This is a genomic window from Halomonas sp. DP5N14-9, assembly GCF_019802175.1.
Taxonomy (GTDB): Bacteria; Pseudomonadota; Gammaproteobacteria; order Pseudomonadales; family Halomonadaceae; genus Halomonas; species Halomonas litopenaei.
In genome coordinates this window covers 44,756-70,771 of the sequence record NZ_JAHVHR010000030.1, presented here as the reverse complement: position 1 = coordinate 70,771, position 26,016 = coordinate 44,756, and the positions used below count along the sequence as shown (strand labels likewise).

The 26,016-nt window shown below is 65.4% G+C and carries 25 protein-coding genes; 6 read left to right on the top strand and 19 right to left on the bottom strand.

Annotated elements, in window-relative coordinates; all coding sequences use genetic code 11:
• Positions 1 to 12 precede the first annotated feature (12 nt).
• The 19 genes from KUW00_RS16595 to KUW00_RS16505 all read right to left on the bottom strand — a co-directional run bounded on the left by KUW00_RS16595 (position 13) and on the right by KUW00_RS16505 (position 17,664).
• Positions 13 to 1,272: a beta-ketoacyl-ACP synthase gene (locus KUW00_RS16595; RefSeq protein WP_222569645.1), complete on the bottom strand. Its 1,260-nt coding sequence runs from the start codon at positions 1,270 to 1,272 to the stop codon at positions 13 to 15.
• Positions 1,272 to 1,997 (bottom strand): 3-oxoacyl-ACP reductase FabG, encoded by a 726-nt coding sequence (gene fabG, locus KUW00_RS16590; RefSeq protein ID WP_222569644.1) that lies wholly within the window; start codon positions 1,995 to 1,997, stop codon positions 1,272 to 1,274. Before fabG ends, KUW00_RS16595 begins: the two co-directional genes overlap by 1 nt.
• A complete protein-coding gene (locus KUW00_RS16585; RefSeq protein ID WP_222569643.1) occupies positions 1,994 to 2,491 on the bottom strand; it encodes a hypothetical protein in 498 nt (165 codons plus the stop codon). The genes fabG and KUW00_RS16585 overlap by 4 nt, the downstream gene beginning before the upstream one ends.
• A gap of 32 nt (positions 2,492 to 2,523) precedes the next feature.
• Positions 2,524 to 3,732 carry a beta-ketoacyl-ACP synthase gene (locus tag KUW00_RS16580; RefSeq protein WP_222569642.1) on the bottom strand — a complete coding sequence of 403 codons (1,209 nt, stop codon included), beginning with the start codon at positions 3,730 to 3,732 and terminating at the stop codon, positions 2,524 to 2,526.
• Entirely contained in the window at positions 3,717 to 4,256 is a 540-nt protein-coding gene (locus KUW00_RS16575) for a DUF3261 domain-containing protein (protein WP_222569641.1), read from the bottom strand. The genes KUW00_RS16580 and KUW00_RS16575 overlap by 16 nt, the downstream gene beginning before the upstream one ends.
• A gap of 146 nt (positions 4,257 to 4,402) precedes the next feature.
• On the bottom strand, positions 4,403 to 5,656 hold the full coding sequence (locus KUW00_RS16570) for an NAD(P)/FAD-dependent oxidoreductase (protein WP_222569640.1): 1,254 nt from the start codon (positions 5,654 to 5,656) through the stop codon (positions 4,403 to 4,405).
• Entirely contained in the window at positions 5,640 to 7,994 is a 2,355-nt protein-coding gene (locus KUW00_RS16565; protein WP_222569639.1) for an MMPL family transporter, read from the bottom strand. The genes KUW00_RS16570 and KUW00_RS16565 overlap by 17 nt, the downstream gene beginning before the upstream one ends.
• Complete coding sequence (locus KUW00_RS16560; RefSeq protein ID WP_222569638.1) at positions 7,991 to 8,629, bottom strand: LolA-related protein; 639 nt, start codon at positions 8,627 to 8,629, stop codon at positions 7,991 to 7,993. Before KUW00_RS16560 ends, KUW00_RS16565 begins: the two co-directional genes overlap by 4 nt.
• Entirely contained in the window at positions 8,626 to 9,066 is a 441-nt protein-coding gene (locus KUW00_RS16555; RefSeq protein WP_045993622.1) for an acyl-CoA thioesterase, read from the bottom strand. The genes KUW00_RS16560 and KUW00_RS16555 overlap by 4 nt, the downstream gene beginning before the upstream one ends.
• On the bottom strand, positions 9,056 to 10,609 hold the full coding sequence (gene hutH / locus KUW00_RS16550) for a histidine ammonia-lyase (RefSeq protein WP_222569637.1): 1,554 nt from the start codon (positions 10,607 to 10,609) through the stop codon (positions 9,056 to 9,058). The genes KUW00_RS16555 and hutH overlap by 11 nt, the downstream gene beginning before the upstream one ends.
• On the bottom strand, positions 10,593 to 11,531 hold the full coding sequence (locus KUW00_RS16545) for a glycosyl transferase (protein ID WP_222569636.1): 939 nt from the start codon (positions 11,529 to 11,531) through the stop codon (positions 10,593 to 10,595). Before KUW00_RS16545 ends, hutH begins: the two co-directional genes overlap by 17 nt.
• Positions 11,528 to 12,268 (bottom strand): glycosyltransferase family 2 protein, encoded by a 741-nt coding sequence (locus KUW00_RS16540; RefSeq protein ID WP_213230414.1) that lies wholly within the window; start codon positions 12,266 to 12,268, stop codon positions 11,528 to 11,530. Before KUW00_RS16540 ends, KUW00_RS16545 begins: the two co-directional genes overlap by 4 nt.
• Positions 12,261 to 14,033: an AMP-binding protein gene (locus KUW00_RS16535; RefSeq protein ID WP_222569635.1), complete on the bottom strand. Its 1,773-nt coding sequence runs from the start codon at positions 14,031 to 14,033 to the stop codon at positions 12,261 to 12,263. The genes KUW00_RS16540 and KUW00_RS16535 overlap by 8 nt, the downstream gene beginning before the upstream one ends.
• Positions 14,030 to 14,572 (bottom strand): hypothetical protein, encoded by a 543-nt coding sequence (locus tag KUW00_RS16530; RefSeq protein WP_231498698.1) that lies wholly within the window; start codon positions 14,570 to 14,572, stop codon positions 14,030 to 14,032. Before KUW00_RS16530 ends, KUW00_RS16535 begins: the two co-directional genes overlap by 4 nt.
• An 8-nt stretch (positions 14,573 to 14,580) precedes the next feature.
• A complete protein-coding gene (locus KUW00_RS16525) occupies positions 14,581 to 14,844 on the bottom strand; it encodes an acyl carrier protein (protein ID WP_197037147.1) in 264 nt (87 codons plus the stop codon).
• A complete protein-coding gene (locus KUW00_RS16520) occupies positions 14,834 to 15,103 on the bottom strand; it encodes a phosphopantetheine-binding protein (protein WP_045993617.1) in 270 nt (89 codons plus the stop codon). Before KUW00_RS16520 ends, KUW00_RS16525 begins: the two co-directional genes overlap by 11 nt.
• Positions 15,075 to 15,863 (bottom strand): lysophospholipid acyltransferase family protein, encoded by a 789-nt coding sequence (locus KUW00_RS16515; protein WP_108133510.1) that lies wholly within the window; start codon positions 15,861 to 15,863, stop codon positions 15,075 to 15,077. The genes KUW00_RS16520 and KUW00_RS16515 overlap by 29 nt, the downstream gene beginning before the upstream one ends.
• Positions 15,860 to 16,528: a beta-ketoacyl synthase chain length factor gene (locus tag KUW00_RS16510; RefSeq protein ID WP_045993615.1), complete on the bottom strand. Its 669-nt coding sequence runs from the start codon at positions 16,526 to 16,528 to the stop codon at positions 15,860 to 15,862. Before KUW00_RS16510 ends, KUW00_RS16515 begins: the two co-directional genes overlap by 4 nt.
• A gap of 488 nt (positions 16,529 to 17,016) precedes the next feature.
• Positions 17,017 to 17,664, bottom strand: coding sequence for a flagellar biosynthesis protein (locus KUW00_RS16505; RefSeq protein WP_124805126.1), 648 nt, complete (start codon positions 17,662 to 17,664; stop codon positions 17,017 to 17,019).
• A 393-nt stretch (positions 17,665 to 18,057) separates the two neighbouring features.
• On the opposite strand from KUW00_RS16505, the gene katE reads away from it, so the two are divergent.
• The 6 genes from katE (at position 18,058) to KUW00_RS16475 (ending at position 26,016) form a co-directional block, all read left to right on the top strand.
• Complete coding sequence (katE, locus tag KUW00_RS16500; RefSeq protein ID WP_213230428.1) at positions 18,058 to 20,208, top strand: catalase HPII; 2,151 nt, start codon at positions 18,058 to 18,060, stop codon at positions 20,206 to 20,208.
• Positions 20,209 to 20,659: 451 nt separating this feature from the next.
• Positions 20,660 to 21,823 (top strand): Fic family protein, encoded by a 1,164-nt coding sequence (locus tag KUW00_RS16495; RefSeq protein ID WP_222569634.1) that lies wholly within the window; start codon positions 20,660 to 20,662, stop codon positions 21,821 to 21,823.
• 553 nt (positions 21,824 to 22,376) lie between these two features.
• Positions 22,377 to 23,162 carry an IclR family transcriptional regulator gene (locus KUW00_RS16490; RefSeq protein WP_213230432.1) on the top strand — a complete coding sequence of 262 codons (786 nt, stop codon included), beginning with the start codon at positions 22,377 to 22,379 and terminating at the stop codon, positions 23,160 to 23,162.
• A gap of 228 nt (positions 23,163 to 23,390) precedes the next feature.
• The gene (locus KUW00_RS16485; RefSeq protein WP_222569633.1) at positions 23,391 to 24,350 is read left to right on the top strand and encodes a C-terminal binding protein; all 960 of its coding nucleotides are present in this window, start codon (positions 23,391 to 23,393) and stop codon (positions 24,348 to 24,350) included.
• A gap of 95 nt (positions 24,351 to 24,445) precedes the next feature.
• A complete protein-coding gene (locus KUW00_RS16480; RefSeq protein ID WP_222569632.1) occupies positions 24,446 to 25,429 on the top strand; it encodes a DctP family TRAP transporter solute-binding subunit in 984 nt (327 codons plus the stop codon).
• 92 nt (positions 25,430 to 25,521) lie between these two features.
• Positions 25,522 to 26,016: a TRAP transporter small permease gene (locus KUW00_RS16475; protein WP_045993609.1), complete on the top strand. Its 495-nt coding sequence runs from the start codon at positions 25,522 to 25,524 to the stop codon at positions 26,014 to 26,016.

Here is a 26,016-nt window from a genome sequence, read left to right as displayed (position 1 = left end):
CTTGGGCTTCAGCTACGGCCAGCGGCGGAAGATCAAGGAGGTGTTGATGCCGCCGAAGGCAAAGTTGTTGCTCATCACATACTCGCAGTCGATGCGTCGGCTCTCGCCGCGCAGGTAGTCGAGCTCGGCGCAGGCCGGGTCGGGATGGTCGAGATTGAGGGTGGGGTGAAACCAGCCCTCGCGCATCATCTCGATGGCGACCCAGGCCTCGAGGGCACCGCAGGCCCCCAGGGTGTGGCCGGTGAAGCTCTTGAAGGCGCTGACCGGCTGGCGCTCGCCGAATACAGCCCGGGTTGCCTGGCTCTCGGCGATGTCGCCACGATCGGTGGCGGTGCCGTGGGCGCTGACGTAGCCGATCTGGGCGGGGCTGACGCCGGCATCGTCGAGGGACTGGCGAATCGCGCGCTCCATCATGGCGGCGTCGGGCTGGGTGACGTGGCGGCCATCGCTGTTGGTGCCGAAGCCGACCAGTTCGGCGTAGATGCGGGCGCCGCGAGCCTGGGCATGCTCCAGGTCCTCGAGGATCAGGCTACCGGCGCCTTCACCGATCACCAGGCCGTCGCGGTCGCGATCGAAGGGCCGTGGTGTCGCCTCGGGGGTGTCGTTGCGGGTGCTGGTGGCGAACAGAGTGTCGAAGACCGCCGCCTCCGAGGCGGACAGTTCCTCGCAGCCGCCGGCGATCATCGCCTTCTGACGGCCGAAGCGGATCGCCTCGTAGGCGTAGCCGATGCCCTGGCTGCCTGAGGTGCAGGCGCTGGAGGTGGTGTGAATCCGTCCCCGTAGGCCGAGAAACACGCCGATATTGACCGGCGCGGTGTGGGCCATCATGCGGATGTAGGAGTTGGCGTTGAGACCGTCGGTGGACTTGTTGATCAGCATGTTGCCGAAGTCGGCCACGGCGTCGGGCTCGCCGGCCGAGGCCCCGTAGGCGATGCCCATCTCGCCGCTGCCCAGCAGGGCGCTGCCGAGCAGCCCGGCATCCTCGAGCGCGAGCTCGCTGGCGCGGGTGGCCATGCGCGCGCCGCGCCCCATGCTGCGCAGGGCCTTGCGATGGTAGTGGGCGGGCAGGCTGAAGTCTTCCACCGGGGCGCCGAGGCGAGTGTTGAGCCCATCGTAGACGTCCCACTCGGGAAGGTGGCGAATTCCACTTTCACCGCGTTGCAGTCGGGTCTTGATCGTGTCCCAGTCGTTGCCGACGGGAGAAAAGCCGGCCATGCCGGTGATCACCACGCGGCGGCCAAGTCCATCGGCTCGATGTCCATTGTGATGCATCAGCAGAGGCCTCCATTGACGGCGATAACCTGGCGGGTGATATAGCCTGCGTCCTCGGAGCACAGGAAGCTGACGGTGGCGGCCACCTCCTCGGCGCGACCGCTGCGGCGCATCGGAATCGCCTTCAGCGCTTCCTCGCTGGCCAGACCCTCGGTCATGTCGGTGTCGATCAGTCCCGGGGCCACCGCGTTGACGGTGATCCGGCGCTTGGCCAGCTCCACCGCCAGGGCCTTCACCGCACCGATCAGGCCGGCCTTGGCGGCGCTGTAGTTGACCTGGCCGCGATTGCCCATGATCCCCGACACCGACGACATGACCACGATGCGGCCTGGCTTGCGGCGTCGCACCATGGGCATGGTGATCGGCTTGACCACGTTGTAGAAACCGTTGAGGCCGGTATCGATGACGCTGTCCCAGTCGTCATCGGTGAGCGCAGGGAAGGCGCCGTCGGCGGTGATGCCGGCGTTGCAGACCACCCCGTGGTAGGCGCCGTGGACCTCCATGTCGGCCTCGAGAGCGGCTCTGGCGGCGTCTCTGTCGGTGACGTCGAAGCAGAGCACGCGGGCGTCACGGCCCAGGGCGCGAACTTCGTCGGCCACCTGTTCGGCGGCGTCACGGCGGCTGCGGCAGTGGACCACGATATCGAAGCCATCGCGGGCGAGCCTCTGGGCGATGGCGCGGCCAATGCCCCGACTGGAACCGGTGACGAGCAGGGTATCGGTCATGGCGCTGAATCCTCGAGCATGGCCGACAGGGTCTCGGCGCTGTCGGGTTGAAAGACGTTGAGGGTGGCGTGGGCCAGGCGCAGCTCCTTTGCGTCGCGCAATTCACCACGAAAGGCGCCGAGTCCATTGTCGGCGCGGTAGTCGAGTTCGACCTTGACCTCGACAGGGGAATCGAAGACGAAATGCTCGACGTCGCAGTGATAGTGCCGTGAGCCCAGCAGAAAGCCGATCCGGGGTTCGCCTCCGGCCTCGCGGGCGGCCCGCCCGGACCAGGCAGCGATGGCCTGGGCCAGCCACTCCAGGCCGACCCAGCCGGGAATGCCGTGGTCATTGGCAAAGGGATCCTGCCGGTCGGGCGTGATACGGGCGATCAGATGTTCCTCACCGATCTCCAGCACGCTGTCGAGCAGGCACATGGCGCCGGAGTGGGGCACCAGGTCGGCAATAGGGGGCAGCGCGTCTGCACTGCCGGAAGAAGAGGCATCAGTGGACATAAGGGGGGCTGTCACGGGAGTCGGGGGTGTCGTCATGGCGCGCGCTCCATCACCAGGGCGATATTGTTCCCACCAAAGGCGAAGGCGTTGGTCAGGGTACGGCGCACCTCGGTGGCTGGCGTCGTATCAGATCCGCACAGCGAAAGCGCGGGCAGTTGCGGGTCTGCTGCGTGCGGATGTGGCGGCCGCCGGTTGTGGTGCATGGCCAGCCAGCAGAAGGCTGCCTCCAGCGCGCCGCAGGCGCCCAGGGTGTGGCCGGTGAGGCTCTTGGTCGAGCCACAGGCCACGCCATCGGGGAAGGCTTGAGCGACCGCCCGGGACTCCATGCTGTCGTTCTGTCGGGTGGCGGTGCCGTGGAGATTCAGATAGTCGATCTGATCCGGGCCGAGGCCGGCCATCTCGAGAGCGGCGCGCATGGCCTCCAGAGCGCCCATGCCGTCGGGGCGAGGGGCGGAGATATGGTGGGCGTCGCTGGTCTCGCCGCAGCCGCTGAGCTGAACGCCGCCGGGTTCGGCGGTGACCAGGAACAGTGCGGCGCCTTCGCCCAGGTTGATGCCGTCGCGATCCTCGGCGAAGGGGCGACAGGGCTCGTCGCTGACCGCCTCGAGGGCGGCAAAGCCGTTCACCGTAAGTCCGCACAGGCTGTCGGCGCCACCGGCGATGACGGCGTCGCACAGCCCCGCCTTGAGCATCCGCCTGGCGCTGGCCAGGGCCTTGGCGCTGGAGGTGCAGGCGGTCGACAGGGTATAGGCGGTGATCAGACGGATATCCGGCCGCTCGGTGGCCAGGCGCCAGGCCAGAAAGTCGGACGCTGCGCCGATCTCGTGGCGGCAGTAGTGGAAGGGCTCCGGCCACTGGCCGCTGGCGGCACGATGGGCCACCGCCGTTTCGGTCTCGCCGATACCGGAGGTGCTGGTGCCCAGCACGACGCCCAGGCGTGCCCCGGGATGGCTGGCAAGGTAGTCATCAAGGGTCGGCCGCAGACGCGCGAAAGCGGCGTCCAGCAGGCGATTGTTGCGCGAACGATGGCGCGCCGGCCAGTCACCGTCGTCGGGCAACGGCGTGGTCACGGTGCCCAGCCACAGCGGCCTGCCGGGGGTGTATTCATCGTTTCGTACCAGACCGTGCTGGCCGTCGAACAGCCGCGCGGCAATGGTCGAGAGGTCATCCCCCAGGGGGCAGACCAGTGCCGGCGCATGCAGTCGGCAGGGTGTCTGCGCAGGTGTCACGTCGAGGGGCATGGTGAATCGGTCACTGCGTTATGGTTGGTGGTGGTCGTGCTGACGCTGCTGTTCGGGCTTTTGTTCTCGCGGGTATCCGGGGAGGGCGCGAGGGTCGCCACGCTGAGCCGGTAGTCAGCCTCGATATCATGAATCACGTGGCAGGTCGGCGTCATCTCGAGTCGCACCGCCAGGCGGCCCTGATGATAGATGCGGCGCTCGTTGTCGCGCTGCTCGAGCGACCAGTCGCTGCCGGCGAAGGCCTCGCGCAGGCGTGCTTCGGGCCACAGGCTGAAACTCAGGCGGCTGGCGAGCCAGTCGGCGCTGAAAGGCGGCTCGAAGGCGGCGCCCGGAGCGAAGCGCGCGCCCTCGTCATCCTGCACCAAGGTCAGCAGTCGCTGGCCCTGAGGGCTTATCAGCGCCAACTGAAGCTGCTGGTGGTCATGACGCAGCACGCCGAGCAGCACGCGGCGCTCGCCCTGGTGCTCGAAGGTCAGCCGCTGGGTCTGGGCGCTGATGGGCGCAAGCGTGTGCAGTGCCGGCATCGGCGCCACGCCTGGACCCAACCCGCAGGCGCCGAGCAGGCAGAGTATCACCAGCGCCGCGAAGGACCTGCCTGGCCCACGCAGCCTGGCCCAGGGGCTCGACCACCCGCCATTTGGCGGGTGGTGCGGGAGCGTAGAGCGCAGCTTCACGGAGCGACGGCCTGGCTGTCCAGTTCGCAACGCTCGGCCAGGCTGGTGAGGCGTCGACGGCTGGCGGCGACAAAGGGGTTGTCGATGTCCCAGGCGTAGCCCGCCAGCACCGAGGCGATCATCTGACGCACCCGGGGCTGTTGATCCGGATGGAAGATGACACGTGGCAGGCGGCCGTCGTACCAGGCATCGACAAACTCGCGGAAGGTGGCGACACCACGGCGCAGCGGTGCTTCAAAGTCCTGCGCCCAGTCCACGGCCTCGCCGTCGAGCTGGTCTGCGACCAGTGGCGCCGCGCGCAGCGCCGAGTCCAGCGCGATGGTGACGCCGGAAGAGAACACCGGATCGAGAAACTCGCCGGCATTGCCGAGGATCGCGAAGCCCGGCCCGTGCAGGCGGGTGATATCGGCGGAGTAACCATCGATGCGCTGGACCTCGCGGGTGGCCTTCGCGTACTTGAGCAGGCGAGCGTAGCGGGGCTCCTGACCCAGCATCGCCCACAGCCGCTGGTCGTCGCTGTCGCCGGCGCTCTCGAGCAGCTCGGGACTGGCGACGACACCGACGGAGGCCCGCCCGTCACGGAAGGGGATCAGCCAGTACCACACGTCGGGGTGGGTCGGGTGGACGCCGATCAGAATCTTGTCGCGGTCATGCTCGGCGCGATCGATACGGTCTTCGACGTGGGTGAACAGCGCGCAGCGAGTGGCCAGGCTGGAGGGGCGGTCCAGCGCTTCCAGGCGTGCCAGCACGCGGCCATAGCCGCTGGCATCGAGGACGAAGCGCGCCTCGATGTCGAAGCACTTCCCGTCATCGTCGACACAGCTCAGTCGCGGCCTGAACGGATCGGCGCGAAAGTCGCTGACGCTGACGCCGAAGTCGACGCGCGCACCCGCCGCCCTGGCACCCTCGATCAGGCGCTGGTCGAAGTCGTCACGGGGCACCTGCCAGGTGGTGCCGGGGCCATCGCTGAACTTGTCACGGAAATCGATGGCCGCGTAGTCGTCGCCCCGGCAAAAGGCGGCGCCGTTTTTCGGCTGGTAGCCACCGGCCTTGGCCGCCTCGAGCAGGCCGCAGCGCTCCAGGTGCACCATGCACTGGGGCAGCAGGCTTTCGCCGATGACGAAGCGCGGAAAGTGGGTGCGCTCCAGCACCCTGACCGAATAGCCCTTGCGCGCAAGCCAGGCGGCGGCCGCCGCGCCCGAGGGGCCGGCACCGATGATGGCGACGTCGGTATCAGGTCGATCTTCCATGGGATGAACTCTCCAGTTCTTGGGTGTCGCTTCCTGCGACACCCCGGTGGGCGGCCACGCCAGCGCGTTCCGTCGCGCCTCGGGCCAGGGGGACCAGGCACCAGGTGGCAACCAGTCCGATCAGGCAGGTCTGACCAAGAAAGTGCAGTGCCGGCGTGGCGCTGAAAGCCAACAGGCCGAACGCCAGCAGGCTGGACGCGCAGGACAGGCTGATCGCCAGCCATGCGCCCGGGTCTTGCGGGTGCTCGGTGCTGAAGATACCGGCGTCGAGGCCGATGCCGAGCACCAGCAAAAGACCCAGCAGGTGAAACAGGGTCAGGCCGGTGTGGCTCAGTGCGTAGAGACCCAGGGTGATGATCACCGCGCCCACCGGCGGCAGCAGCACCCGCCAGGCGTGGCGCCGGTAGCGCAGGCCGAACACCACCACCAGCAGTGCCAGGGCGAGTGCCAGCCAGCGCACCAGCTCCTCGCTGAGCAAGGCGAGCTGCTGCGACAGCGCCGCGACCCGATCGCGGTAGATCACGTCCGGTGACTCGGCGAGCTGCGTCAGCGCCTTCGATGCGGTGGCGTCCACCTCACCGATGGTGATCAGGGCGGCGGGGCGTTCGAGGCCGTCGAGCCAGAGCGCACGGTCGGCTTCGCCGGCGCGGCTCGACAGCCAGGTCTGCGGGGACAGGAAGGGCACCTCGTGCAGAGGATCTTCAAGGCGCGGGATCAGCGTCGAGGGCAAGCCGGCGGCCGTCAGCAGCTCCGGCAGGGCCGCGGCGTAGCGCTCGCGCACCCGTTCGAGGTTGTGCTCCTGGGTCTGCATCGACGGTACCGCCTGGGCCAGGTGGCGATGGGAGGACAGGTGGCCCTCCCGTTCGAGCCGCGAAAGCGGCTCGTCGAGCTGTTCCAGGCGCTTCAGCAGGGCATCCGGGGTCTCGGCGCTGACGATCAGGTAGCGGAAGCTGGCCGGACGCTCGAGCAGCGTCTGCACCCGCTGCTGTTCGGCGATCAGCGCAGCCGGCGACGGATTGAGCTGGCGCAGGTCATGGCTGGTGGTGCTCCGGGTCAGCGCCAGCACGGCAGCCACAACCAGCACCAGCGCCAGGGCGAGATACACCCAGCGCTGGCCGCGGCCGACACGCAGTCGATCGAGCCGCCTGGCGATGGTGGCGGTAGCCGGGTGGTGATAGAGCGGCAGCCGTGGCAGCCACAGACGCACGCTGAGCCAGGCGCCGATCAGGCCGAGCGCGGTGAAGGTGGCCATCTGGCGCAGCCCCGGCAAGGGAGTCGCCAGTTGCACCAGGTAGGCGCACAGGCTCGAGGCCAGGCCCAACGCCAGGCCCGGCCAGAACAAGCGCAGCGAGCGCCCCGGGTTGAGCTGGCGGGTGCATTGCAGGTGCAGCGCGTAGTCCACCGACAGACCGATCAGGCTGGCGCCGAAGGCCAGGGTGATCAGGTTGAGCGAGCCGAAGATCAGCCAGGTCAGCGCGCTGGCGAAGACCAGACCGGTGGCCACCGGCAACAGCAGCGTGGCGATCACCAGCGGGCGGCGGAACACCAGCGCCAGCAACGCCAGAATGCCGAACAGCGAACCCAGACCGATGGTGGCGATCTCGTGACTCGCCTGCCTGGCACCGGCGGCGGCATGGAACACCAGCCCGGCGCGCAGCAGGGTCAGCTCGGGATGCGCCTGGCCGAAGCGCTCCAGCACCGCACTCAGCTCTTGCTGCAGTGCCATGTCGTAGGGGCTGGCCGCCAGGGTTGCGCCGATCAGGCTCCACTCGGTCTTGTCGGTGACCACCCCGGGGCCGCCGGGGTGCCAGCTGACCGGGCCCTGGAAGCGCGCCTCGAGCCAGCCGTCGAGCAGGCCGAAGGGGTCGCGCTCGAGATCGGCGTCGACGCCTGGGGCGAACAGCCGTGACAGGCCGCGCTGGCGCCAGGCCTCGGCGTCTTGGCGGGCCAGCGAATCGGTCAGCAGGCGATAGCGATAGGGGGTCAGGGTCTGATCCGGGCGCGGCGGCGACTGGCTATCCAGGCTTGCGATGATGCCGCTGGCCGTCAGCGCCTGGCGAAGCTCGTTGACCGCCTCCACGGGGGCGGCGTGTGGCGTCGCGTCGCTCGCGACCAGCAACAAGAAGCGGCGCTCGAAGGTGGACGCAAGACTGTCATCGGCGCGGGCGATCAACTCGCCCTGCTGATGTTCGGGCAGCAGGGCGGTGATGCGGGTATCCAGTGGCGCACCGCGCAGCACTTGCACGGCCAGCAGCACGATACAGGCCAGCAGCACCAGTCCCCAGCCGCGACTCGCCAACAGCGCGCCGCGGCCTGAATCAGTGCCCCCGAGACTCATGCGCCGGGGGCTCCGGTCAGGGCGTCACAGGGCAGCGGCGACAACTCGAGGCGCAGACGATCGCCGTCGGTGAAGCTGACCTGAAGGTGCTCGACCTGCTCGGCGCCGTCCAGTTCGATCCCTTGCAGACGCTCGGCGATGGCCCTGTCCAGGGGCGCAAGTTGTGCCTGCCAGTCATCGAGGTTGCCGCCAAGGCGCACGCTGAAATGCCCTTCAAGGCTCGCCCAGTTGCCGTCGAACAGTCCCGTCAGAACGGGTAGCAGGGCCTTGAGCCCCGGTGGCAGTTCGGGGTTGTCGGCGGACAGCACGACCCGATCCTCGATCGGGCTCAGGGTCTGCCACACCAGCCCAGAGGGCTCGCGACGAAAGTAGCCGGCGCTGGGCAGTTCGGTCTGCAGGTCCGCCATCCAGCGGTTCTGCTCGAAACTCACGCAGGCCGGCTGATGCTGCTCCAGTTGCCGGCTCAACTGCGGCAGACTCGGTACCGTGCCGGTGGAGGCAACAGCAGCCGTTGCCAGCATCGGCAGCACCAGCAGGGTGCCCGCCAGGGCGCCCCTCAAGGCTCGGCTTTTCCCGTGAGCCCAGTGAGGCCAGTGAGGCTGGTGTGAACGGTGGTGCGTGGAGCTGTGGTTCATGGTTGCGCCTCCTGCCAGGCGATCAGCCGCTCGATCAGCGCAGGTGGTGAGGCCAGGCGCATCTCGCCATCGTCCAGCCCCACCGCGACCTGGACCGACCAGGCGCGGGTCAGGCGCTTGCGGCTCTCGGCGCAGCGGATGGTGTAGTCGATCTTGAGGCGGTTTTCCCATTCGCTCAGGCGAGCCTCGATGGCCAGGCGCTGGGCGAAACGAGCGGGCGCGGCGTAGCGCAGGCGCAGATCGATGATCGGCCAGGCGAAGCCTGATGCGCGCATCTGCAGGTAGTTGTAGTCGATGGCGTCGAGCAGCCGGCAGCGGGCGATCTCGAGATAGCGCACGTAGTGGCCGTGCCAGGCCACCTCCATCATGTCGACGTCGTGAAAGGGCACCTCGAGCTCCACCTCGGCTCGGGGTAGCGGGCGATCGTCAGGCGTCATAGAGCCTCCAGTGACGGCGGCGTATCAGGCCACAGAGGTGGTTGAGGTCGCTGTCCATGGCGCGGTCCTCGGCCAGGGGGGCGACGTCGCGGCGCACGCTGTCGACGAAGGCCGCCAGGCGCTCGGGAACGGCGCCGGCGTCGTTCAGTCGGCTGCGTAGTTCGACGCCCTGCACCGCGGCGTGCAAGGTCGCGGCGGCGACCTGCTCGACCAGGGTCAGCACGCGCAGGGCGTCGCGCGCGGCGATGGTGCCCATGCTGACCTTGTCCTGGTTGTGACACTCGGTGGAGCGCGAGAACACGCTGGCCGGCATGGTCAGCTTGAGCGCCTCGGCGGTCCAGGCGGAGGCGCCGATCTGTACCGCCTTGTAGCCATGATTGAGCGCGAGGCGCTCGGTACTGGCGCCGCTCAGGTTGCTCGGCAGGCCATGGTTGTAGCGGCTGTCCACCAATAGTGCCAACTGCCGGTCGAGCAGGTCGGCCAGATTGGCGGCGGCCTGCTTCAGACTGTCCATGGCAAAAGCCACGTGGCCACCGTAGAAGTGGCCGCCGTGCATCACCTTGCCGGCCTCGGCATCGATCAAGGGGTTGTCATTGGCGCTGTTGAGTTCATTGGTCAGGAACTGCCGCCACCAGGGCAGGGCGTCTTCGACGACGCCGATTACGTGGGGCGCGCAGCGGGTCGAGTAGCGATCCTGCAGTCTGGGGGAGTTACGCGGGGTACGCGGTGCGTGCAGGTCCTGGCGCAGCCTTGCGGCCACCTGCTGCTGTCCCGGGTGCGGCTTGGCGGCAAACAGTTCGGCATCGAAGTGGTAGGGGTTGCCGTCCAGCGCCTGGACCGACAGCGCGGTGATGCGCGTCGACAGTTGTGCCAGGTAGGCGCAACGGGCGAAGGCCAGGCAGCTCAGCGCGGTCATCACCGCAGTGCCATTCATCAGCGCCAGGCCTTCCTTGGGCTTCAGTCGATAGGGGGCCAGGCCGCGCTCGGCCAGGGCCTCGGCGGCCGGACGGCGGGTACCATTGTCGATGACCTCGCGCTCGCCACACAGCACCGCGGCCAGATAGGACAACGGCGTCAGGTCACCGCTGGCGCCGACCGAGCCTTCCTCGGGAATCACCGGCAGCACGTCTTGCTCGAGCAGCCAGGCCAGCCGCTCGAGCAGCTCGAAGCTGACCCCGGACACGCCCTGGCACAGCGATACCAGACGCACCAGCACCACCGCCCGGGAAGCCTCGATGTCGAGGTCCTGACCCATGCCGCAGCCATGGAAGGTGTACAGCTGGCGGGGCAGGTCGTCGATGTCCTGGTGGGCCACCGGTCGGGTACAGGCGTCGCCGTAGCCGGTGGTGACGCCGTAGACCACGCCGTCTTCTTTAAGCAGGCGCGTGAGAAAGCGCTGGCCGCGCTCGATGCGCGCGCGAAACTCGGGAGCTGGCGACAGCGCGACGCACCGGCGGCGCTGGGCCACATCGAGTACGTCCTCCAGGCTCAGGGCGCCACCATCGAGGATCAAGGGGGCGGTCGGCTCAGCGGGGTGGGTCATGGTCAGTCGTCTCGTCGGCGATCCAGAAAGGAAAGAAGTTGAACCACTGCAACGGGTGGCGCTGGACGCGCCAGGCCAGGTCGGCGCAATGGCGTTGCATGGCCTCGGCGATCCAGGCGCTGCGGCCACGGCGCCCCAGCCGCGAGGTGTCGTCGATCAGGTCGAAGTCGACCACAAAGCCGTCGCCATCACGCACACAGGCAAGCCGGTAGAGTCGACAGCGCAGCAGGCTGGCGAGCAGGAAGGGGCCCTCGGGGAAGGGCGCCGGTGCACCGAGAAACTCGAGCGCACGGGTACGGCCCTGGCGCAAGGGAATGCGATCGGCGGCGATGACCACGAAGCCTCCGGCGCGGATGCGCGCGTCCAGGCGCTGGGCGCTGGACGGTGAAATCTCGCTGACCTCGAGAATCTCGGGGCGGCGGCGGCCGGTGGCGCGCTCCAGCAGTTCGTTGAACTTGCGCGCGTTGCGGGTGTGCATGATCACCGTCAGGTCCAGCGAGGGGTGGCGTTCGCTGAGGGCGTTGACGATGTCCAGATTGCCGTGGTGGGCGACCAGAATCAGGCCCCCCTGGCCGCCGTCCACGGCCTGGGCGAAGTGCTGTACACCTCCGCCGGACAGCCGCGAGGGGGGATACTCGCCGTTCCAGGCGGCCACCTTGTCCATCAGCGAGCGTCCAAAGCACAGAAAGTGACGAAAGCTACGTGCCCGCAGCCGCAGTGGCTGTCGTTCGAGCGCCGGATCGAGCCGTGTCAGGTAGTCCTGGGAGGCGCGCCGGGCGGTGCGGTGGGACAGGTAGTACCACAGGATCACCGGCCACAGCAGTAGTTGGAAGGGCCAGTCGCCGAAGCGTCTCAGCCAGACCATGAACAGCATCCCCGAAAGGGTGCCGCGCTCGCCGATGGAGGCCCAGTGGCGGTTCATGGCTGCCTCCGATGGCGCCACAGCAGACCGGGCAGGCGGGGCCACATGGCCACGAACAGGCGGGCGTGCATGGCGCTGATCTGGGCGTTGTCGCGCCACAGGGCGAAGTGGCTGACTCCTTGCTCGGGGTAGTGCACCCGTACCGGCAGGTTGGTGAGTTCGCCCCCGGCCCAGTACCAGCGCACCAGCACCTCGGTGTCGAAGGTCATGCGATCACCACAGGGGTGCCGACGCAGCAGGCCATTGACGGCAGCCAGGGGGTAGAGGCGTACCCCACACATGGAGTCGCGAATCCGCCGCGACAGGGTGTTGATCCAGACCCACACATGGGTGGCGTAGCGGCCGTACAGCCGGGCCCTGGGCACGCTGTCGTCATAGCGGGCGTAGCCGACCAGCAGACGATGGGGCGTCTGGTGCATGGCATCGATGAAGGCAGGCAGGTCGTCCGGGTGGTGCTGGCCATCGGCGTCGACCTGCAGTGCGTGGCTGTAGCCCAGCCGCTCGGCCTCGAGCAGCCCACTGCGCACCGCCGCGCCCTTGCCACGATTGTGCTGGTGGGTCACCAGCGCGTGGCCGTCGCTGGCCAGACGCTCGAGTTCCCGGCGACAGGACGGTTCACTGCCGTCGTCCACCAGGATCACCGGCAGGCCCAGATCGGCGAGCCGCCCGACCACTCCGGCCACACTGTCGGGGTGGTTGTAGACCGGTACCACGGCGCAGGGGCGGAGCTCAGTCATGGCGTGCCTCCAGCCGGACCCTGCCGCCGGCGTGGCGACCCTTCGGCGAGTCGAACGAGAAAGCGATGCCATCGGTACGACGCTTGAGCGTCAACGTCAGGCGCTGGCCGGGACGCAGGACCTTCTGGAACTTCAGCCGGTCGACACCGCGAAAGGCGCAAAGCGCCGGAAAGCGCTCACGCGCGTGGTGGATGGCCCACTGCACCAGCACCACCCCGGGAACCAGCGCGAAGCCCTCGAAGTGGCCTTCCAGATAGCGCAGACGCTCGGGTACCTCGAGGGTGATGCGCTGCTCGTCGTCGACGTCCACCGCGCCCAGCCAGCGCGGCAGACGATCGTCGTCGAGGTCATCGAAGAAGCGACGCAGGGTAGCGTGATCGTGCTTGCCCTGGGGATTGAGTGGAAGCGACTCGACGAAGCGCCAGTAGCGCGGAATCGCCGACGGCTCGTGTTCGCTGGCGAGGTGCTCGCGCAGGGTCGAGATCAGCCGTCTTCTGGCCTCGTGCTGCTGGGGTAGCGCATCGCCGGCCACGGCCAGCACCACGCCGAGCCTTCCGTCGCGCAAGTCGAGATCCACGCAGCGGGCGTCTTGGACAACCTCGTGCTGGCACAGACGTTGTTCCAGCGCCGTCAGCGAAACACGCTTGCCGCCGATCTTGGCCAGTCGGTCGCGGCGCCCCAGCAGGCGAAAGCCCTCGCCCTGGCGCTCGACCCGGTCGGCCTGGTCCCACCACTGCTCCGGCCGGGCCAGAAAGGGCGAGCGTAACTTCAGAGCGCTGTCATTCAGGTCCAGTTCGACCCCGGGGAACGGGGTCCAGAGATCACCGCTCGACTGCCGACGATGGGCGATGCCGCCTGTCTCGGTGCTGCCGTAGATCTCGATCACCGGGCTATCGAGCAGACGCTCGCAGCGTATGGCGTCGTCCCTGGACAGCGGCGCTCCGGAGCACAGTACCCGGGCAATGCGCTGGTGGTGCAGGGCCAGGTGCTGCGGCAGCCGCGACAGTTGCGCGGGGCTCGCGACCAGGCAGGCGTTCAGCCCGACCGAGGTTGCCTCGCTGACCCGTTGGGCCATCACCTCGGGGAAGCGGCTGTCGTCGCCACAGAAGGGGGCGCCGTGACACAGCGGTGCCAGAATACCGGCGAGCAGGCCGTAGATATGCTGGTGACTGACCTGACAGACCACGGCTGTCTGTGCCAGCGGCCACAGTGCGGCGTGACGCTCGAGCTCTTCGTCGAGTTGGCGAAAGCACTTGGGCTCGAGGCTTGGTTGACCGGTGGAACCCGAGGTGCACAGCACCACCGCCTCTTTTTCCGCTGCCTCGCTGTCAGCCGCCACCACCGTCGCACCGGCAGAGTTCCGATCGGTTTCCCGCTGTGTAGTGGCGAGGGAATCCCGGGCAGACAGATCCTGGGTGTCTTCCGGCGATGGCTCGGCGGGGAGTCGGCCGACGACCAGCGGCATCAGTCGCGCCAGAGTGGCGGGACGATCATCGCCGGGAAGCAGCGCGCTTTGTCCGCTCTCCCAGAGTGCCAGCAAGGCTGCAGTAAAAGTGATCGGGTCTGGGTCGAGCAGCAGCCAGCGACCGTGCGGGCGAGGGGCGAGCCAGGCGAGCCAGGCGTCGATTCGCCGGCCAAGATCCCGGGAATGACACCAGCGGGAGGGCAGGTGCCGAGCGTCCGGCCAGGCCTGGCGCCAGGGGCGATCTGCCAGACACAGATAGCCGTCACGGGTTGTCGGGGCGCCGATGATGGGGCGTGTCATGAGGAGGAGCTCCGCAACCGGCGACGGCACAGCCATTCGCCGGTAAACATCAGGGCGATCAGGCCATAGCTGATAACGCCGTTGTACAGGGTCCAGACGTCCAGGTCCGCAAAGGCCGCCGTCCAGGCAGCGATACCGCCATTGATCAGGAAGAACAGGCACCAGGCCTGGGTGACGCGCCTGGTATAGCGCACCCCGGCGGGGGGCAGGTCGGGCTCCTTGAGACGCGCCAGGCGTTCGATCACCGGCATGCCTCGCCACAGGCTGGCGGCGAAGGACGCCAGCAGTACCGCATTGACGGCCACCGGGTAGCCACGCATGCCAAGCTCGGCATCGACGGCAAGCCCCACCGCCAGCAGCGCCAGAGCGGCAAGGATCGCCAGGCCGCGTGCCTGGGGCAGGCGCCAGGCGATCAGCCCGCAGCCAATCAGCAGCAGTGGCCAGGGCCCCAGGGTGCCCTGCAGCCACCACACCGACAGCGGCCAGCTCAACGACAACGCGGTGGCAAGCACCACGGCGGTAGTGGACAGCGTGCGCAAGACCGGGCTCAGTCGCGCATCAGCTGATCGACGGCGTTGACCACATCATCGATGCTGCGCACCGACTTGAAGGCCTCGGGATCGATGCGCCGACCGGTGAACTGCTTGAGTTCGACCACCAGATCGACGGCGTCGATGCTGTCGATGTCGAGGTCTTCGTAAAGACGGGCCTCCGGGGTTACCTCGGCAGGAGAGACTTCGAACAGCTCGACCAGGGTACGTTGCACGTGGCTGAGAATCTGTTCACGGCTGATGGCGGCTTCAGTTGACACGGCGTTCCTCCACCAGTGCTTGCAGCGCCGCCAGGCTGGCGAAGTGGCGGCGAGTATCCTCGGCCTCGGCGTCAAGGGTGACGCCGTAGCGCTTCTGCAGCGCCAGCCCCAGTTCGAGGGCATCGATGGAGTCTAGCCCGAGGCCCTCGCCGAACAGCGGCGCATGGTCGTCGATGTCCTCGGGGGTGACATCCTCGAGTTCGAGGGTGTCGATGATCATGTGCTTCAAATCAAGCGACAGCGGTACGCTTTGGTTCATGGTGGAGGCGCTCCAGTTCCCTGTTGAAGTAGTGGCTCAGTTCCCGCGTCAGTTGTCGGGCTTGCTGGCTGGTCGGTTGGTTTGACGCCGGCTCTGGCGGCAGGTCGTCGAGTATGTGCAGGTCCATCTGAACCTTGCGCCGGGGGATGTGATACCAGGGCTCACCCTTGGTCAGGGTGGTGGGCGAGCATTTGATCAGCACCGGGGTGATGGCGCTGCCGGTGCGCAGGGCGATGTTCGCTCCACCACGGCGGAACTTTATCGGGCGACCGGGCGTGGTGCGCGTGCCCTCGGGAAACAGGATCAACGAATTGCCCCGGGCAAGGCTGTCCCGCGCGGCCTCGAGCAGTGCCTGGGGATCGCGGTTGGTGATATAGCCGGCGACACCGATCGGCCCGCGGGTGAAGGGGTTGGTGGCGAGCCGGCCCTTGACGATGCAGTCGGCGTTGGGGGTATAGGCCAGCAGGAACACCACATCGATCAACGACGGATGGTTGGCCAGAATCAAACGGCCGCCACGGGCGAGTCGCCCACGACCTTCCAGGCGATAGTCGAGTACCCCGAGGCCCTTCATCAGCGCAATGAAGGCGCGAAAGACCCGCTGGATCAGACGCCTGGCCAGGCGTTGGCGACGCACCGGGTCGCGCATCCCCAGGTGCAGCAGTGGTGCCACCACCAGGCCGATGATCAAGCCGCCAATGCCGAAGGCAGTGAAGGACAGAAAGGTGCCGATGCCGCGCCGCCACTGGTCCAGCGTCATGCTTCCTCCAGGCGCCAGCCCGGGGCGGCGGCGAGACGTGGACTGCAGCCACCAAGCCAGTCGATGACGTCGAGCGGCGTCGGTGCCGCCCCTGGCGTGGCGTCCTCGGCTACCAGCGCCCGGCCCTGGGTCAGTGACAGTCGCAGGCCCACCGCGCAGGCGTGCCCCGGGTGCGGCGTGCAGTCGATATAGTCGCCGGGAAGCGTCCCTTCGCTGAACACAATGACCACCGCTTCATGGCCCTCGGCCAGGTAGCCACGGGCTTCCCACAGCAAGGCGTTGAACTCGTTGCCGCTGGCGCCGAGCGCCTGTAGAGGGCGGTAGTGATGGTTGGCGATGGCGTGGACGCCCAGGGTGGCGTTGTGCACTGACATCGAAAAGCGAGTAGGCGAGAGCGGTTCCTGATTCGCCAGAGCCTTCAGCATCGACAGAGTAAAGTTGGCGTCGCCGTGGCGGGATGCGTGGATCAAGGGACAACGCGCCTCGGGATCGAGCCCTGCAAGAATATCGCAGGTGGCCCGACCGGCATTGTCCAGTCGGCGCCGGAGCATGGCCGGTAGCGAGACTCCCGGCTTGTCTGAGGGCAGTAGTCGGGCATCCTTCGTCGCGTTTTCTTCGCGGAGAGGATCCCAACCAAGCCATTCACTTAGGCGTAGTTGTTCCATGCTTAAAATCCGCCTGAGCGAAAAGGTAAATTTTACCGCTAAATCTGCACCTATCCAAGCACGTTAATTATCAGTATTACGTCGAAAAAGGGGTGTTTGGTCGCGTTTTTTTCTGATTGGTGCACATGTCGATAGGCGCGCGGTGTAAGCAAGGTTGGGCTCGATAAGGCCTTTCAAGGAAAGTTGCTCCGGAAAGTACCGAGATCAGACACCAAAGCCACATCAAACAGGGCATCAAGATGCGACATATGTGGGACGACATGGTGGCGTGTTTCATTGCTGTCCAGATCACAGCGGTTGCATGTGGTGTAGGAGGCCTCGGTGGAAGTCCGTCGGCGCTATTCAGGGTGCGAGCTGCTGCAAAGACACAACCTGACTTTCTTGTCGAACCAGAATGGGCCGCCGAGGCGGCCCGTTTCTGTCCGTGTACGTCAATGCCGAGCGAGTGGCCCGGCATCGGCGCAGCGAGGCTGACGACTCGTGCCTGATCAGGGCGTCGCCTTCTGGGCGATGGCCTGGCGATAGCTTTCAAGCGTCAGCTGATTGCTGGTCGCCCAATCGCTGTCGACCACCATCTGCATGCGATCCTTCAAGTGGGCGTGGATCGGTTCCAGCTGTCGTGCGTCGGAAAAGGTGAACTCGGTCTCGATATCGGTGTTCAGGGCGATAGCCCAGAAGCCCGGCTTGACCCAGGTCCAGAAGCGGGTCACACCGATATCCACGGTGGTCACGTCGTCGCTGGCGTCGGCGCTGTTGACCACATTCCAGCCTGCGTCCTCGAAGCCTTCGCTGGCGTAGACGCGCACCAGCTCCGTGATGGTCTTGTCTTCCGGCAGCAGCACGTCCCCGAGCGCCTTGCCGTAGCCATTGCGCTTGCGCCCGATGGCCCGGGACTTGAGCTCGTCGGTCGCCGCTTCGGCGCCCTCGAAGCCCAGTGATGGAATGTCGGCGGAGCGGGGGGCTTCCTCGAAGTGCCGCTGATCAGTGACGTTGCGTATGTACAGGCTGGGACCTGTGTGTGCCTGGCTGACTGTCCCGGTATTGGGTGTCTGTACGTCCACGGTGCTACGACTGGTGGCGCATCCCTGCAGAAGGGCGGCCGCCACAATGATGGCGGCCAGCATGATCCTTTTCATATGTCGTTCCCTGATGTCTTGATGATGAGCAATATCGTTGTCGGCAGCAGAGCGATCAGTGCCGAAGCGAAAAAATATCAGTATTGGTTGAACAAGTGCAGCTGGCACGCGCCGAGGTTGTGTCGTAAGACAATGTAATGCAGGTGTGAGAATGTAAATGTCTAACTTTTGTTAATTTTATGTATAGGGTTTAATTTACTGATATAGAAGAATTATTCTGATGTTTCGCATGTGGGGTGCCGAGATGGAGGTTTGAGAGTTGCAGATCTCTTGCCTATAAGGGAATGGCTTGTTTGGCGGTGTGACTGGTAGTTGGCGCCGACCGGACCGATGACGGCCCACGCCTGGTGGCGTGGAAGGCTCATTTCCCGAGCAAACAACGGAGTGTTTGTCATGGCGAAGAATCCGTACACCCAACCGAATCGAGACGAGGCTCATGACACTGAGCGTCGTACCGACGCCAACAGCAAGTCCGACAATCTCGAGACCTACCGCAGTGATGCGACCGGGCATGACCTGCGTACCAACCAGGGCACCCGGATCGCGGACAACCACAATTCGCTGAAGGCCGGCGAGCGCGGCCCGACGCTGATGGAAGACTTCATCTTCCGCGAGAAGATGAATCACTTCGATCACGAGCGCATTCCCGAGCGTATCGTCCATGCCCGCGGTGCGGCGGCCCACGGCTACTTTCAGCCCTATGAGGCGGCGGCAAGGTACTCCAAGGCGGGACTGTTTCAGGATACCGGCAAGAAGACGCCGGTATTCGTGCGCTTTTCCACCGTGCAGGGCGGGCGCGGGTCCAATGACACCGTGCGCGACGTGCGCGGCTTTGCCACCAAGTTCTACACCGACGAGGGTAACTGGGACCTGGTGGGCAACAACATGCCGGTGTTCTTCATTCAGGACGCGATGAAGTTTCCCGACTTCGTGCACGCGGTGAAGCCCGAGCCCCACAACGAGATTCCCCAGGGGCAGTCGGCCCACGACACCTTCTGGGACTTCGTCTCGCTGATGCCCGAGAGCGCCCATATGGTGCTGTGGACCATGTCCGACCGGGCCTTCCCGCGGCACTACCGCTATATGGAAGGCTTCGGCGTCCACACCTTCCGGCTGATCGATCGACAAGGCAAGGCCCGCTTCGTCAAATTCCACTGGAAGCCGCTGGCGGGCACCCACTCGCTGATCTGGGACGAGGCCCAGAAGCTGTGGGGTCGTGATCCAGACTTCAACCGCCGCGAGATGTGGGGCGACATCGAGAATGGCGATGCCCTGGAATGGGAGCTCGGCATTCAGGTGGTCGAGGAAGAAGACGAGCATGCCTTCGACTTCGATATCCTCGATCCGACCAAGCTGATTCCCGAGGAGCAGGTGCCGGTGACTCCCATCGGCAAGATGGTGCTGGATCGCAACCCGGACAACTACTTTGCCGAGACCGAGCAGGTCGCCTTCAACCCCGGCAATGTGGTGCCCGGCATCGACTTCAGCAACGATCCGCTGCTTCAGGGGCGCCTGTTCTCTTATCTGGATACCCAGATGCTGCGTCTGGGTGGCCCGAACTTCCACGAGATCCCGATCAACCAGCCGGTGTGCCCGTTCCACAATCACCAGCGCGACGCTCCGCACCGACAGACCATCAACAAGGGTCAGGTTTCCTACGAACCCAACTCGATCGAGGATGGCTGGCCCCGGGAGACCCCGCCGGCGGAAGAAAACGGCGGTTTCGAGAGCTATCAGGAGCGCATCGATGCCCACAAGGTCAGGGCGCGCAGCGAGTCCTTCGGCGACCACTACTCCCAGGCCAGGTTGTTCTGGCATAGCCAGAGTGACGTCGAGAAAGAGCACATCATCGCCGCTTACGCCTTCGAGTTGTCCAAGGTCGAGCGTCCGTGGATCCGTGAGCGGGTGATCAAGGAGATCCTGCCCAATATCGACATGGAGCTCGCGCGACGGGTGGGCGAGGTGCATGGTGTCAAGCCGCCGGAGCATCCGCCGGCACCCTCGGAAGAGTTGGGCACCACGTCGCTGGACGCCTCCTCGGCGCTTAGTTTGATGCATCGCGGTCAGCCGGATATTCGCTATCGCAAGGTGGCGATCCTGGCCGCCGACGGGGTCGACGGTGACCAGGTGGAAGCGCTGCAGAAGCGCCTGGAAGCCGAGGGGGCCCAGGGGCTCATCATCGCGCCGTCGATGGCGCCGGTGGCGACCGTTCAAGGCGGCACCCTGACCCCGGATGCCATGCTCAACGGACTGCCGTCGGTGACTCTGGACGCCGTGGCGGTGGCCCCTGGCGATGACAGTGTCAAGGCGCTGGCGGGTTCCGGCCTGGGGCTTTACTACGTGCAGGAGGCCTACAAGCACCTCAAGCCGATCGCTGCACTCGGCGACGGTGCCAATGTGCTGCAGGCGGCTGGCATCGAGGTGCCGGAAGACGGCGTGTTCTCGGCGCAGACCGTGGACGATCTCTACGCCGATTTCCAGGAGGCGATTCGTGGCCACCGGGTCTGGTCGCGCGACGCCAAGGCCAACGACATGCCGGCCTGAGATCCGGCGATGGCAGACCCCTTTGAACAGGCGGTCAGCACAACAGCCCCCGAGGAGACTCGGGGGCTTTTTTTGGGTTCATCGCACTTTGCCGGGAAATGCGGCACGGATCTTCAGGAAGAAGTACGCCGTGTCGCGGTATCCATAGGCCATCCGCCGATCGGACCTGATCCACGGCTTGCTGTTGGGGCTATTGGCCGGTCTTACCCATGCCCTGTATTCGTGGACGGCACGCCGCCTCATGCAGCGGGGCATCGCTCCCCAGGCCGCCATGAGGGCCACCTTTGACCACCTTTGGATTGGGTGGCCTGATCTGAAGCCTGTCCTCATGGTCGCCGAGGCCTTATGACTCCCAGACTTGCCAGCTGAGCCGAAACCAATCATTATTCGGCTCACAATGCGAGTCGAATATCGTTGTCATTCGGCTCCTCCGCCTTCTTGGAGGCCTGGCATGACCGATCACGCCTCGACATGGATCTGGCAGCATCCTGACTGGCCGAACTTCACCTGGCACGCGGCCGAGATTCAGCCGCGGGTCCAGGCATGCTGGAGGGATCTCGGCATCTTGCTGGGACGCTCGTGGGCTCTGACATCCGCGGATGACCAGGACGCTGAGGCAAGAGCCGCCCTGGATACGCTACTGCAGAGCATCGTTACCTCTTCGGCCATCGAGGGAGAGCGTCTGAACGTGGCGTCAGTTCGCTCTTCCTTGGCCCGACGCCTTGGTGTGGAGGAGCCGGAGGGGGCTACCTCACCACGTGCTGAAGGCCTGGCGGAGTTGATGCTGGATGCCACCTTCAAGCCTGACACGCCGCTGGACACCACCAGGCTGTTTCAGTGGCATCGGTGGTTGTTCCCTGATGCTGACGCGGGGCTTACGACGTTAAGGCCCGGGCAGTGGCGCGGAGTGGAGCCCATGCAGGTGGTCTCGGGTCGCCTCGATCGACCCAAGGTGCATTTCGAAGCGCCGCCGCGTGAGGGGTTGGAACATGAGGTTGATCAGTTCCTCGCTTGGTTCGCGTCCAGCCGTCATGACCCCGAGTTGGATCCCCTGGTTCGAGCGGGCCTGGCACACTTCTGGTTTGTAACACTGCATCCATTTGAAGACGGCAATGGTCGGATTGCCCGGGCCATCGCCGATCGCGCCTTGGCGCAGGCGGATCAGCAGAGTATCCGCCTGTATGCCATGTCGGCTGCCATCCTGGAGCGCCGTGCTGACTATTATCGGCGCCTGGAAGCGAACCAGTGTGGCACGCCTGACCTGACGGCCTGGCTTGTCTGGTTCCTGGAGACCCTGGATGCCACCTTGCTGGATGTCCTGGGGAAGGTCGATCGGACGTTGGCCAAGGCCCGTTTCTGGCAGCACTTCAGGGCGGCCGGCCTGTTGCCTGAGCAGGTGAAGGTGTTGAACCGCCTGCTGGATGGCGGTGAGAGAGGCTTCGAACACGGCATCAGTGCGTCGCAGTACCAGAAAGTCGCCAAGGTCAGTAAGGCAACTGCCACCCGTCATCTCGCAGGGCTGGTCGAGAAGGGTTGCTTGGTGAAGCTTCCAGGAGGTGGCCGCAGCACGCGCTACCAGGTACCGGAACGGTTTCATCAGGACAGCGGGGAGTAGGTGTCCGCCGTGATGACACGAGGAGAAGGAGCGCCGAGCCATACTGCTGAGCCCCGCCGTTGCGGGGAACGGTAGGACGGGGTGCCGCCCTCTCGACCTCGGTAAGGCACGTTGTCGACAGCTGGCTTGGTCTTTCCGCAATAGCGATAGTAACTCGTTGAGGCCGCCACATTTTTTTCTTCGGCTCCGCTCAAGCGCACCACTGGTGACCCTGAGTTCAAGCACCAGCCGGTGTAAGCGTCACCTGGATGAAAGTTGCAGGAGTAAAGACGGTTCCCTCAAGCTAAATAAATTGCCTGAAGTGCGCATCATTGCCCGATCTGATATCGACCTTGGTTGAGTCATCAGGAGATGTCTTGCAGGAGATGTCGGCGATGACGTACTGATCGGTGAGACGTTGTTTTTTCTGCCACCGCCACTTTCACGAAGTTGGCGGTTTTTTGTTGCTGTTTCCGTTAGTTACTTATTCAAGTGACTCACTATGTGGTGGATCGGTTGACTATTTGACCGTGTATGGGGCCTTGCCTTGAATGGGATGAATCAAGGAGGCGCCATGGATGAACTGATTCCCCCCAAAGACCGCTCCGGCACCCAGACCCTGAGTCGAGGGCTCGAAGTGCTGCAGTGCGTCGGGCGTGGTATTTCCACGATCAAGGCGCTGTCCCAGGCGATGCAGCTCCCCCGCAGTACGGTGGCCCGCTCCCTGTCCTGCCTGGTCAGAGACGGCTACCTGCACAAGGTGCCCTACAAGGGCTACTACCTCGGGGCGAAGTTGATCGAGCTGGGCGAACGGGCGGCGGAGCAGCAGCCCTTGGTCGATATTGCCAGGCCGTACCTGGAGGCGCTGGCCGAACAGACGCGGGATACCGTGCACTTCGGGGTGCTCGACGGTGGTGATGTGCTCTACCTGTGCAAGTTGCCGGGCAAGCGGACTCTTGAGATGCGCTCGCGCACCGGAGGGCGCATGCCGGCGCTGGCCACTGCCCTGGGCAAGGCAATGCTGGCATCGAAGGATCCCTCCAGCTGGCCCGCCTACTATGCCGCCGTGCAGCGGGTAGCCAGGCCTCGCGAGGATGCTCCTGCACTCAAGTCATTCGCGGAGGTCCGTCGCGATCTGAAGGAAGCCGACGTGCGCGGCTGGAGCTTCGACTGGGAAGAAAACGAGTACGGCATCCGCTGTGTCTCGGCACCGGTCAAGAATCATGTCGATGACGCCGTGGCCGCCGTCAGTGTCACCAGTGTCATCAGCTTTATGCCGAGAGACCGCATGGCAGCCCTGGGCCCCCAGGTCAAACGCACCGCCGACACCATCTCGCGGGCCCTTCGTGGTGAAAGTTAGCAAGCAGCATCGCGTCCAGGCGCGGTCGCGCGTGGCGCTCTGTACTTGGCAGCCACCACCCACACCGGAGCGTGAGATGGACGTATTGGTCGATACCGGCCCCTGCAGCGCCGGGGATGACATGAAAGGACCACTGATGATGCTGGCATCAGCTGTCTCTGACGATGTCAGAGAGGCCGTTCCGCCTGTGGACAGTGGTTGTCTGGGATCTTGAAAAGGACACCTGCCATGAACATTGTCTTCTCCGATCTGGATCACGCCGACCATGACGTCGAGCAGGACATCCTGGCTTCCGCCGGATTCGACGCACCGATGCTGGCCTGTCGCAGCGAGCAGGATCTGGTCGATCAGCTTACTGACGTGGACATCGCGCTCAACCAGTACGCCCCCTTCACCCGTCGGGTGCTCGAGGCACTGCCACGACTCAAGCTGATCGTGCGCTACGGTGTCGGCGTCAATAACGTGGACCTCGAGGCGGCCACCGCCGCCGGGGTGCAGGTATGCAACGTACCCGACTACGGCATGAACGAGGTCTCCGACCATGCCCTGGCGCTGACGCTGGCGCTCACGCGCAAGCTGGTGCCGATGAACCTTGCCTGTCACCAGGGTCGCTGGGACTACGGCGAGGCCATTCCATTGCGGCGGCAGTCGACTCAGACGGTGGGTCTGATCGGCCTGGGGCGGATCGGTCGACTGTACGCTCGGAAAGTCGACGCCCTCGGTTTCCGCGTCATCGGCTACGACGCCTTCTACCGCCCCAGTGCCGAGGATGGCACCGACTATATCGAAGCCGTCGAACTCGATTCGCTCTACGGCCGGGCCGATGTGGTGGCGGTGTTCTGCCCGCTGACGGAGGACACCCGTCACCTGATCGACGCAGGGGCACTGGCCGCGATGAAGCCCGGGGTCTTTCTGGTCAACACCTCACGGGGCGGGATCATCGACGAGGTGGCACTGGCCGAGGCGCTCGCCTCCGGTCACGTTGCCGGGGCAGGACTCGACACCACCGAACGGGAGCCGCTGGAACCCGAGAGCCCGTTGTGGGCCCAGCCAAGCTGTCTGATCACACCGCACATGGCCTGGTATTCCGAGGACGCGGCTGCCGAGCTCAAGCGCAAGGTGGCCGAGGAGGCGGTGCGTTTTGCCAGAGGGGAGGCGGTGTACTGGGCCGTCAATCGGCTCGCGTGACGAACCCTCGAGAAGCGGATGCAGGATCGCTGTGACGACGGGCGCCTTGGTGCCCGTGCTCTTCAATGCCAACAACGCCAATAAAGGAAGACCTCATGCCAAGACTCTCCAGAATGAAGCTGTCCCTGATCGCCGCGGCACTGGCGATGACCCCGGCGCTGTCTCAGGCCGAAACGCTGCGCATGTCCAGCGTGACCTCGACCTCGGCCAAGGACGCCAGTGTCGAGTTCAAGCGCCTGGTTGAAGAGCGGACCGACGGCGAGCTCGAGATCACGCTGTTCCCGGATAACCAGCTAGGCGATGACAGGGTGGTGGTGGAAAGCACCATCTTCGGTGATATCGACATCGGTATCTCCTCGACCAGTCCGATGGCCACGCTGTTTGCGGACCTGTACGTGTTCGATGCTCCCTTCCTGTTCCTGTCGACGGAGGGCACCTACAGCGCCCTGGACGGCGAGGTCGGCGACAAGCTCCTCGAGTCGCTGGAAAGCAAGGGCCTCAAGGGGTTGGCGTTCTGGGAGAACGGCTTTCGCAACTTCACCGACAGCGGCAAGGTGGTGGCCGAGCCGGCTGATCTGGACGGCATGAAGGTGCGGACCATGGAGAATGAGGTCCATCTGGCGGCCTGGCGCGCCTACGGAGCGAATCCGACACCGATGGCCTTCACCGAGCTGTTTACCGCGCTGCAGCAGGGGACGGTGGACGCCCAGGAAAACCCGTTGGGCATCATCGACGGCAATCGCTTCCAGGAAGTGCAGGACCATGTGTCGCTGACCCAGCACGTCTATACGCCCTACCTGGTGTTCATGAACCTCGACAGGTACAGCGCCCTCGACGACTCCCTGCGTGAGGCACTCGACGCCACCATCGATGAGATGACGACGTACCAGCGCGAGCGCTCCCAGCAGCTGGAAGGCGAGATCCTCGACAAGTTTGCCGATCAGGGGGTGACGGTGACCGAGATTACCCCGGAGCAGAAGGAGCTGTGGCGTGATGCCGCCGTCGAGGCCGACATCTATTCGCTGGTCAAATCGAAGATGGAGCATCCCGAGTACCTCGATGAGCTGTTGAAGCCATGACCCGATGAGGCCAGAAGGCGCCCGCTGCACGCGGGCGCTTCGCTGTAGCCTTGCCGACTTCTGTCATCACCCCGCTGCCAGGGAGAGAGCGGATGAAACTTGTGAGATGGCTCGATGAGTACGCGGAGATCTCGATCTGCGTGGCGCTGATGTCCGCGATGACGCTATTGCTCGCGGTGCAGGTGTTCATGCGATACATCATGGGCGCGTCGCTGTCCTGGTCCGAGGAGCTCGCGCGCTACTTCTTTATCTGGTTGATTTATCTTGGGATCAGCTACGGCGCCCGGGAAATGCGGCATATCAAGATCGACGCGGCGCTCAAGCTGTTCCCACGCTCGGCGCGTCACTGGGTGGTCATCCTGGGGGACCTGCTGTTTCTGGCCTTCGCGCTTTATGTGGTCTGGACCAGCTGGGCGGTCATAGAGCGCCAGCTGATGCTCGGCCAGGCCTCCCCGGCCATCGGTGTTCCCATGTGGGTGGTCTACGCGGCGCCTTTCGTCGGCTTTGCGCTGACCACCCTGCGCCAGGTGCAGAGCATTCGCTGGCGGCTTGCGCATCCCGACGCCGTACACGACAAGGAGGTGTGA

Excerpts from the sequence above, each read along its gene's own strand:
- KUW00_RS16595 (WP_222569645.1), bottom strand. The coding sequence starts at position 1,272 with ATGCATCACAATGGACATCGAGCCGATGGACTTGGCCGCCGCGTGGTG.
- fabG (WP_222569644.1), bottom strand. The coding sequence starts at position 1,997 with ATGACCGATACCCTGCTCGTCACCGGTTCCAGTCGGGGCATTGGCCGC.
- KUW00_RS16585 (WP_222569643.1), bottom strand. The coding sequence starts at position 2,491 with ATGTCCACTGATGCCTCTTCTTCCGGCAGTGCAGACGCGCTGCCCCCT.
- KUW00_RS16580 (WP_222569642.1), bottom strand. The coding sequence starts at position 3,732 with ATGCCCCTCGACGTGACACCTGCGCAGACACCCTGCCGACTGCATGCG.
- KUW00_RS16575 (WP_222569641.1), bottom strand. The coding sequence starts at position 4,256 with ATGCCGGCACTGCACACGCTTGCGCCCATCAGCGCCCAGACCCAGCGG.
- KUW00_RS16570 (WP_222569640.1), bottom strand. The coding sequence starts at position 5,656 with ATGGAAGATCGACCTGATACCGACGTCGCCATCATCGGTGCCGGCCCC.
- KUW00_RS16565 (WP_222569639.1), bottom strand. The coding sequence starts at position 7,994 with ATGAGTCTCGGGGGCACTGATTCAGGCCGCGGCGCGCTGTTGGCGAGT.
- KUW00_RS16560 (WP_222569638.1), bottom strand. The coding sequence starts at position 8,629 with ATGAACCACAGCTCCACGCACCACCGTTCACACCAGCCTCACTGGCCT.
- KUW00_RS16555 (WP_045993622.1), bottom strand. The coding sequence starts at position 9,066 with ATGACGCCTGACGATCGCCCGCTACCCCGAGCCGAGGTGGAGCTCGAG.
- hutH (WP_222569637.1), bottom strand. The coding sequence starts at position 10,609 with ATGACCCACCCCGCTGAGCCGACCGCCCCCTTGATCCTCGATGGTGGC.
- KUW00_RS16545 (WP_222569636.1), bottom strand. The coding sequence starts at position 11,531 with ATGAACCGCCACTGGGCCTCCATCGGCGAGCGCGGCACCCTTTCGGGG.
- KUW00_RS16540 (WP_213230414.1), bottom strand. The coding sequence starts at position 12,268 with ATGACTGAGCTCCGCCCCTGCGCCGTGGTACCGGTCTACAACCACCCC.
- KUW00_RS16535 (WP_222569635.1), bottom strand. The coding sequence starts at position 14,033 with ATGACACGCCCCATCATCGGCGCCCCGACAACCCGTGACGGCTATCTG.
- KUW00_RS16520 (WP_045993617.1), bottom strand. The coding sequence starts at position 15,103 with ATGAACCAAAGCGTACCGCTGTCGCTTGATTTGAAGCACATGATCATC.
- KUW00_RS16515 (WP_108133510.1), bottom strand. The coding sequence starts at position 15,863 with ATGACGCTGGACCAGTGGCGGCGCGGCATCGGCACCTTTCTGTCCTTC.
- KUW00_RS16510 (WP_045993615.1), bottom strand. The coding sequence starts at position 16,528 with ATGGAACAACTACGCCTAAGTGAATGGCTTGGTTGGGATCCTCTCCGC.
- KUW00_RS16505 (WP_124805126.1), bottom strand. The coding sequence starts at position 17,664 with ATGAAAAGGATCATGCTGGCCGCCATCATTGTGGCGGCCGCCCTTCTG.
- katE (WP_213230428.1), top strand. The coding sequence starts at position 18,058 with ATGGCGAAGAATCCGTACACCCAACCGAATCGAGACGAGGCTCATGAC.
- KUW00_RS16495 (WP_222569634.1), top strand. The coding sequence starts at position 20,660 with ATGACCGATCACGCCTCGACATGGATCTGGCAGCATCCTGACTGGCCG.
- KUW00_RS16490 (WP_213230432.1), top strand. The coding sequence starts at position 22,377 with ATGGATGAACTGATTCCCCCCAAAGACCGCTCCGGCACCCAGACCCTG.
- KUW00_RS16485 (WP_222569633.1), top strand. The coding sequence starts at position 23,391 with ATGAACATTGTCTTCTCCGATCTGGATCACGCCGACCATGACGTCGAG.
- KUW00_RS16480 (WP_222569632.1), top strand. The coding sequence starts at position 24,446 with ATGCCAAGACTCTCCAGAATGAAGCTGTCCCTGATCGCCGCGGCACTG.
- KUW00_RS16475 (WP_045993609.1), top strand. The coding sequence starts at position 25,522 with ATGAAACTTGTGAGATGGCTCGATGAGTACGCGGAGATCTCGATCTGC.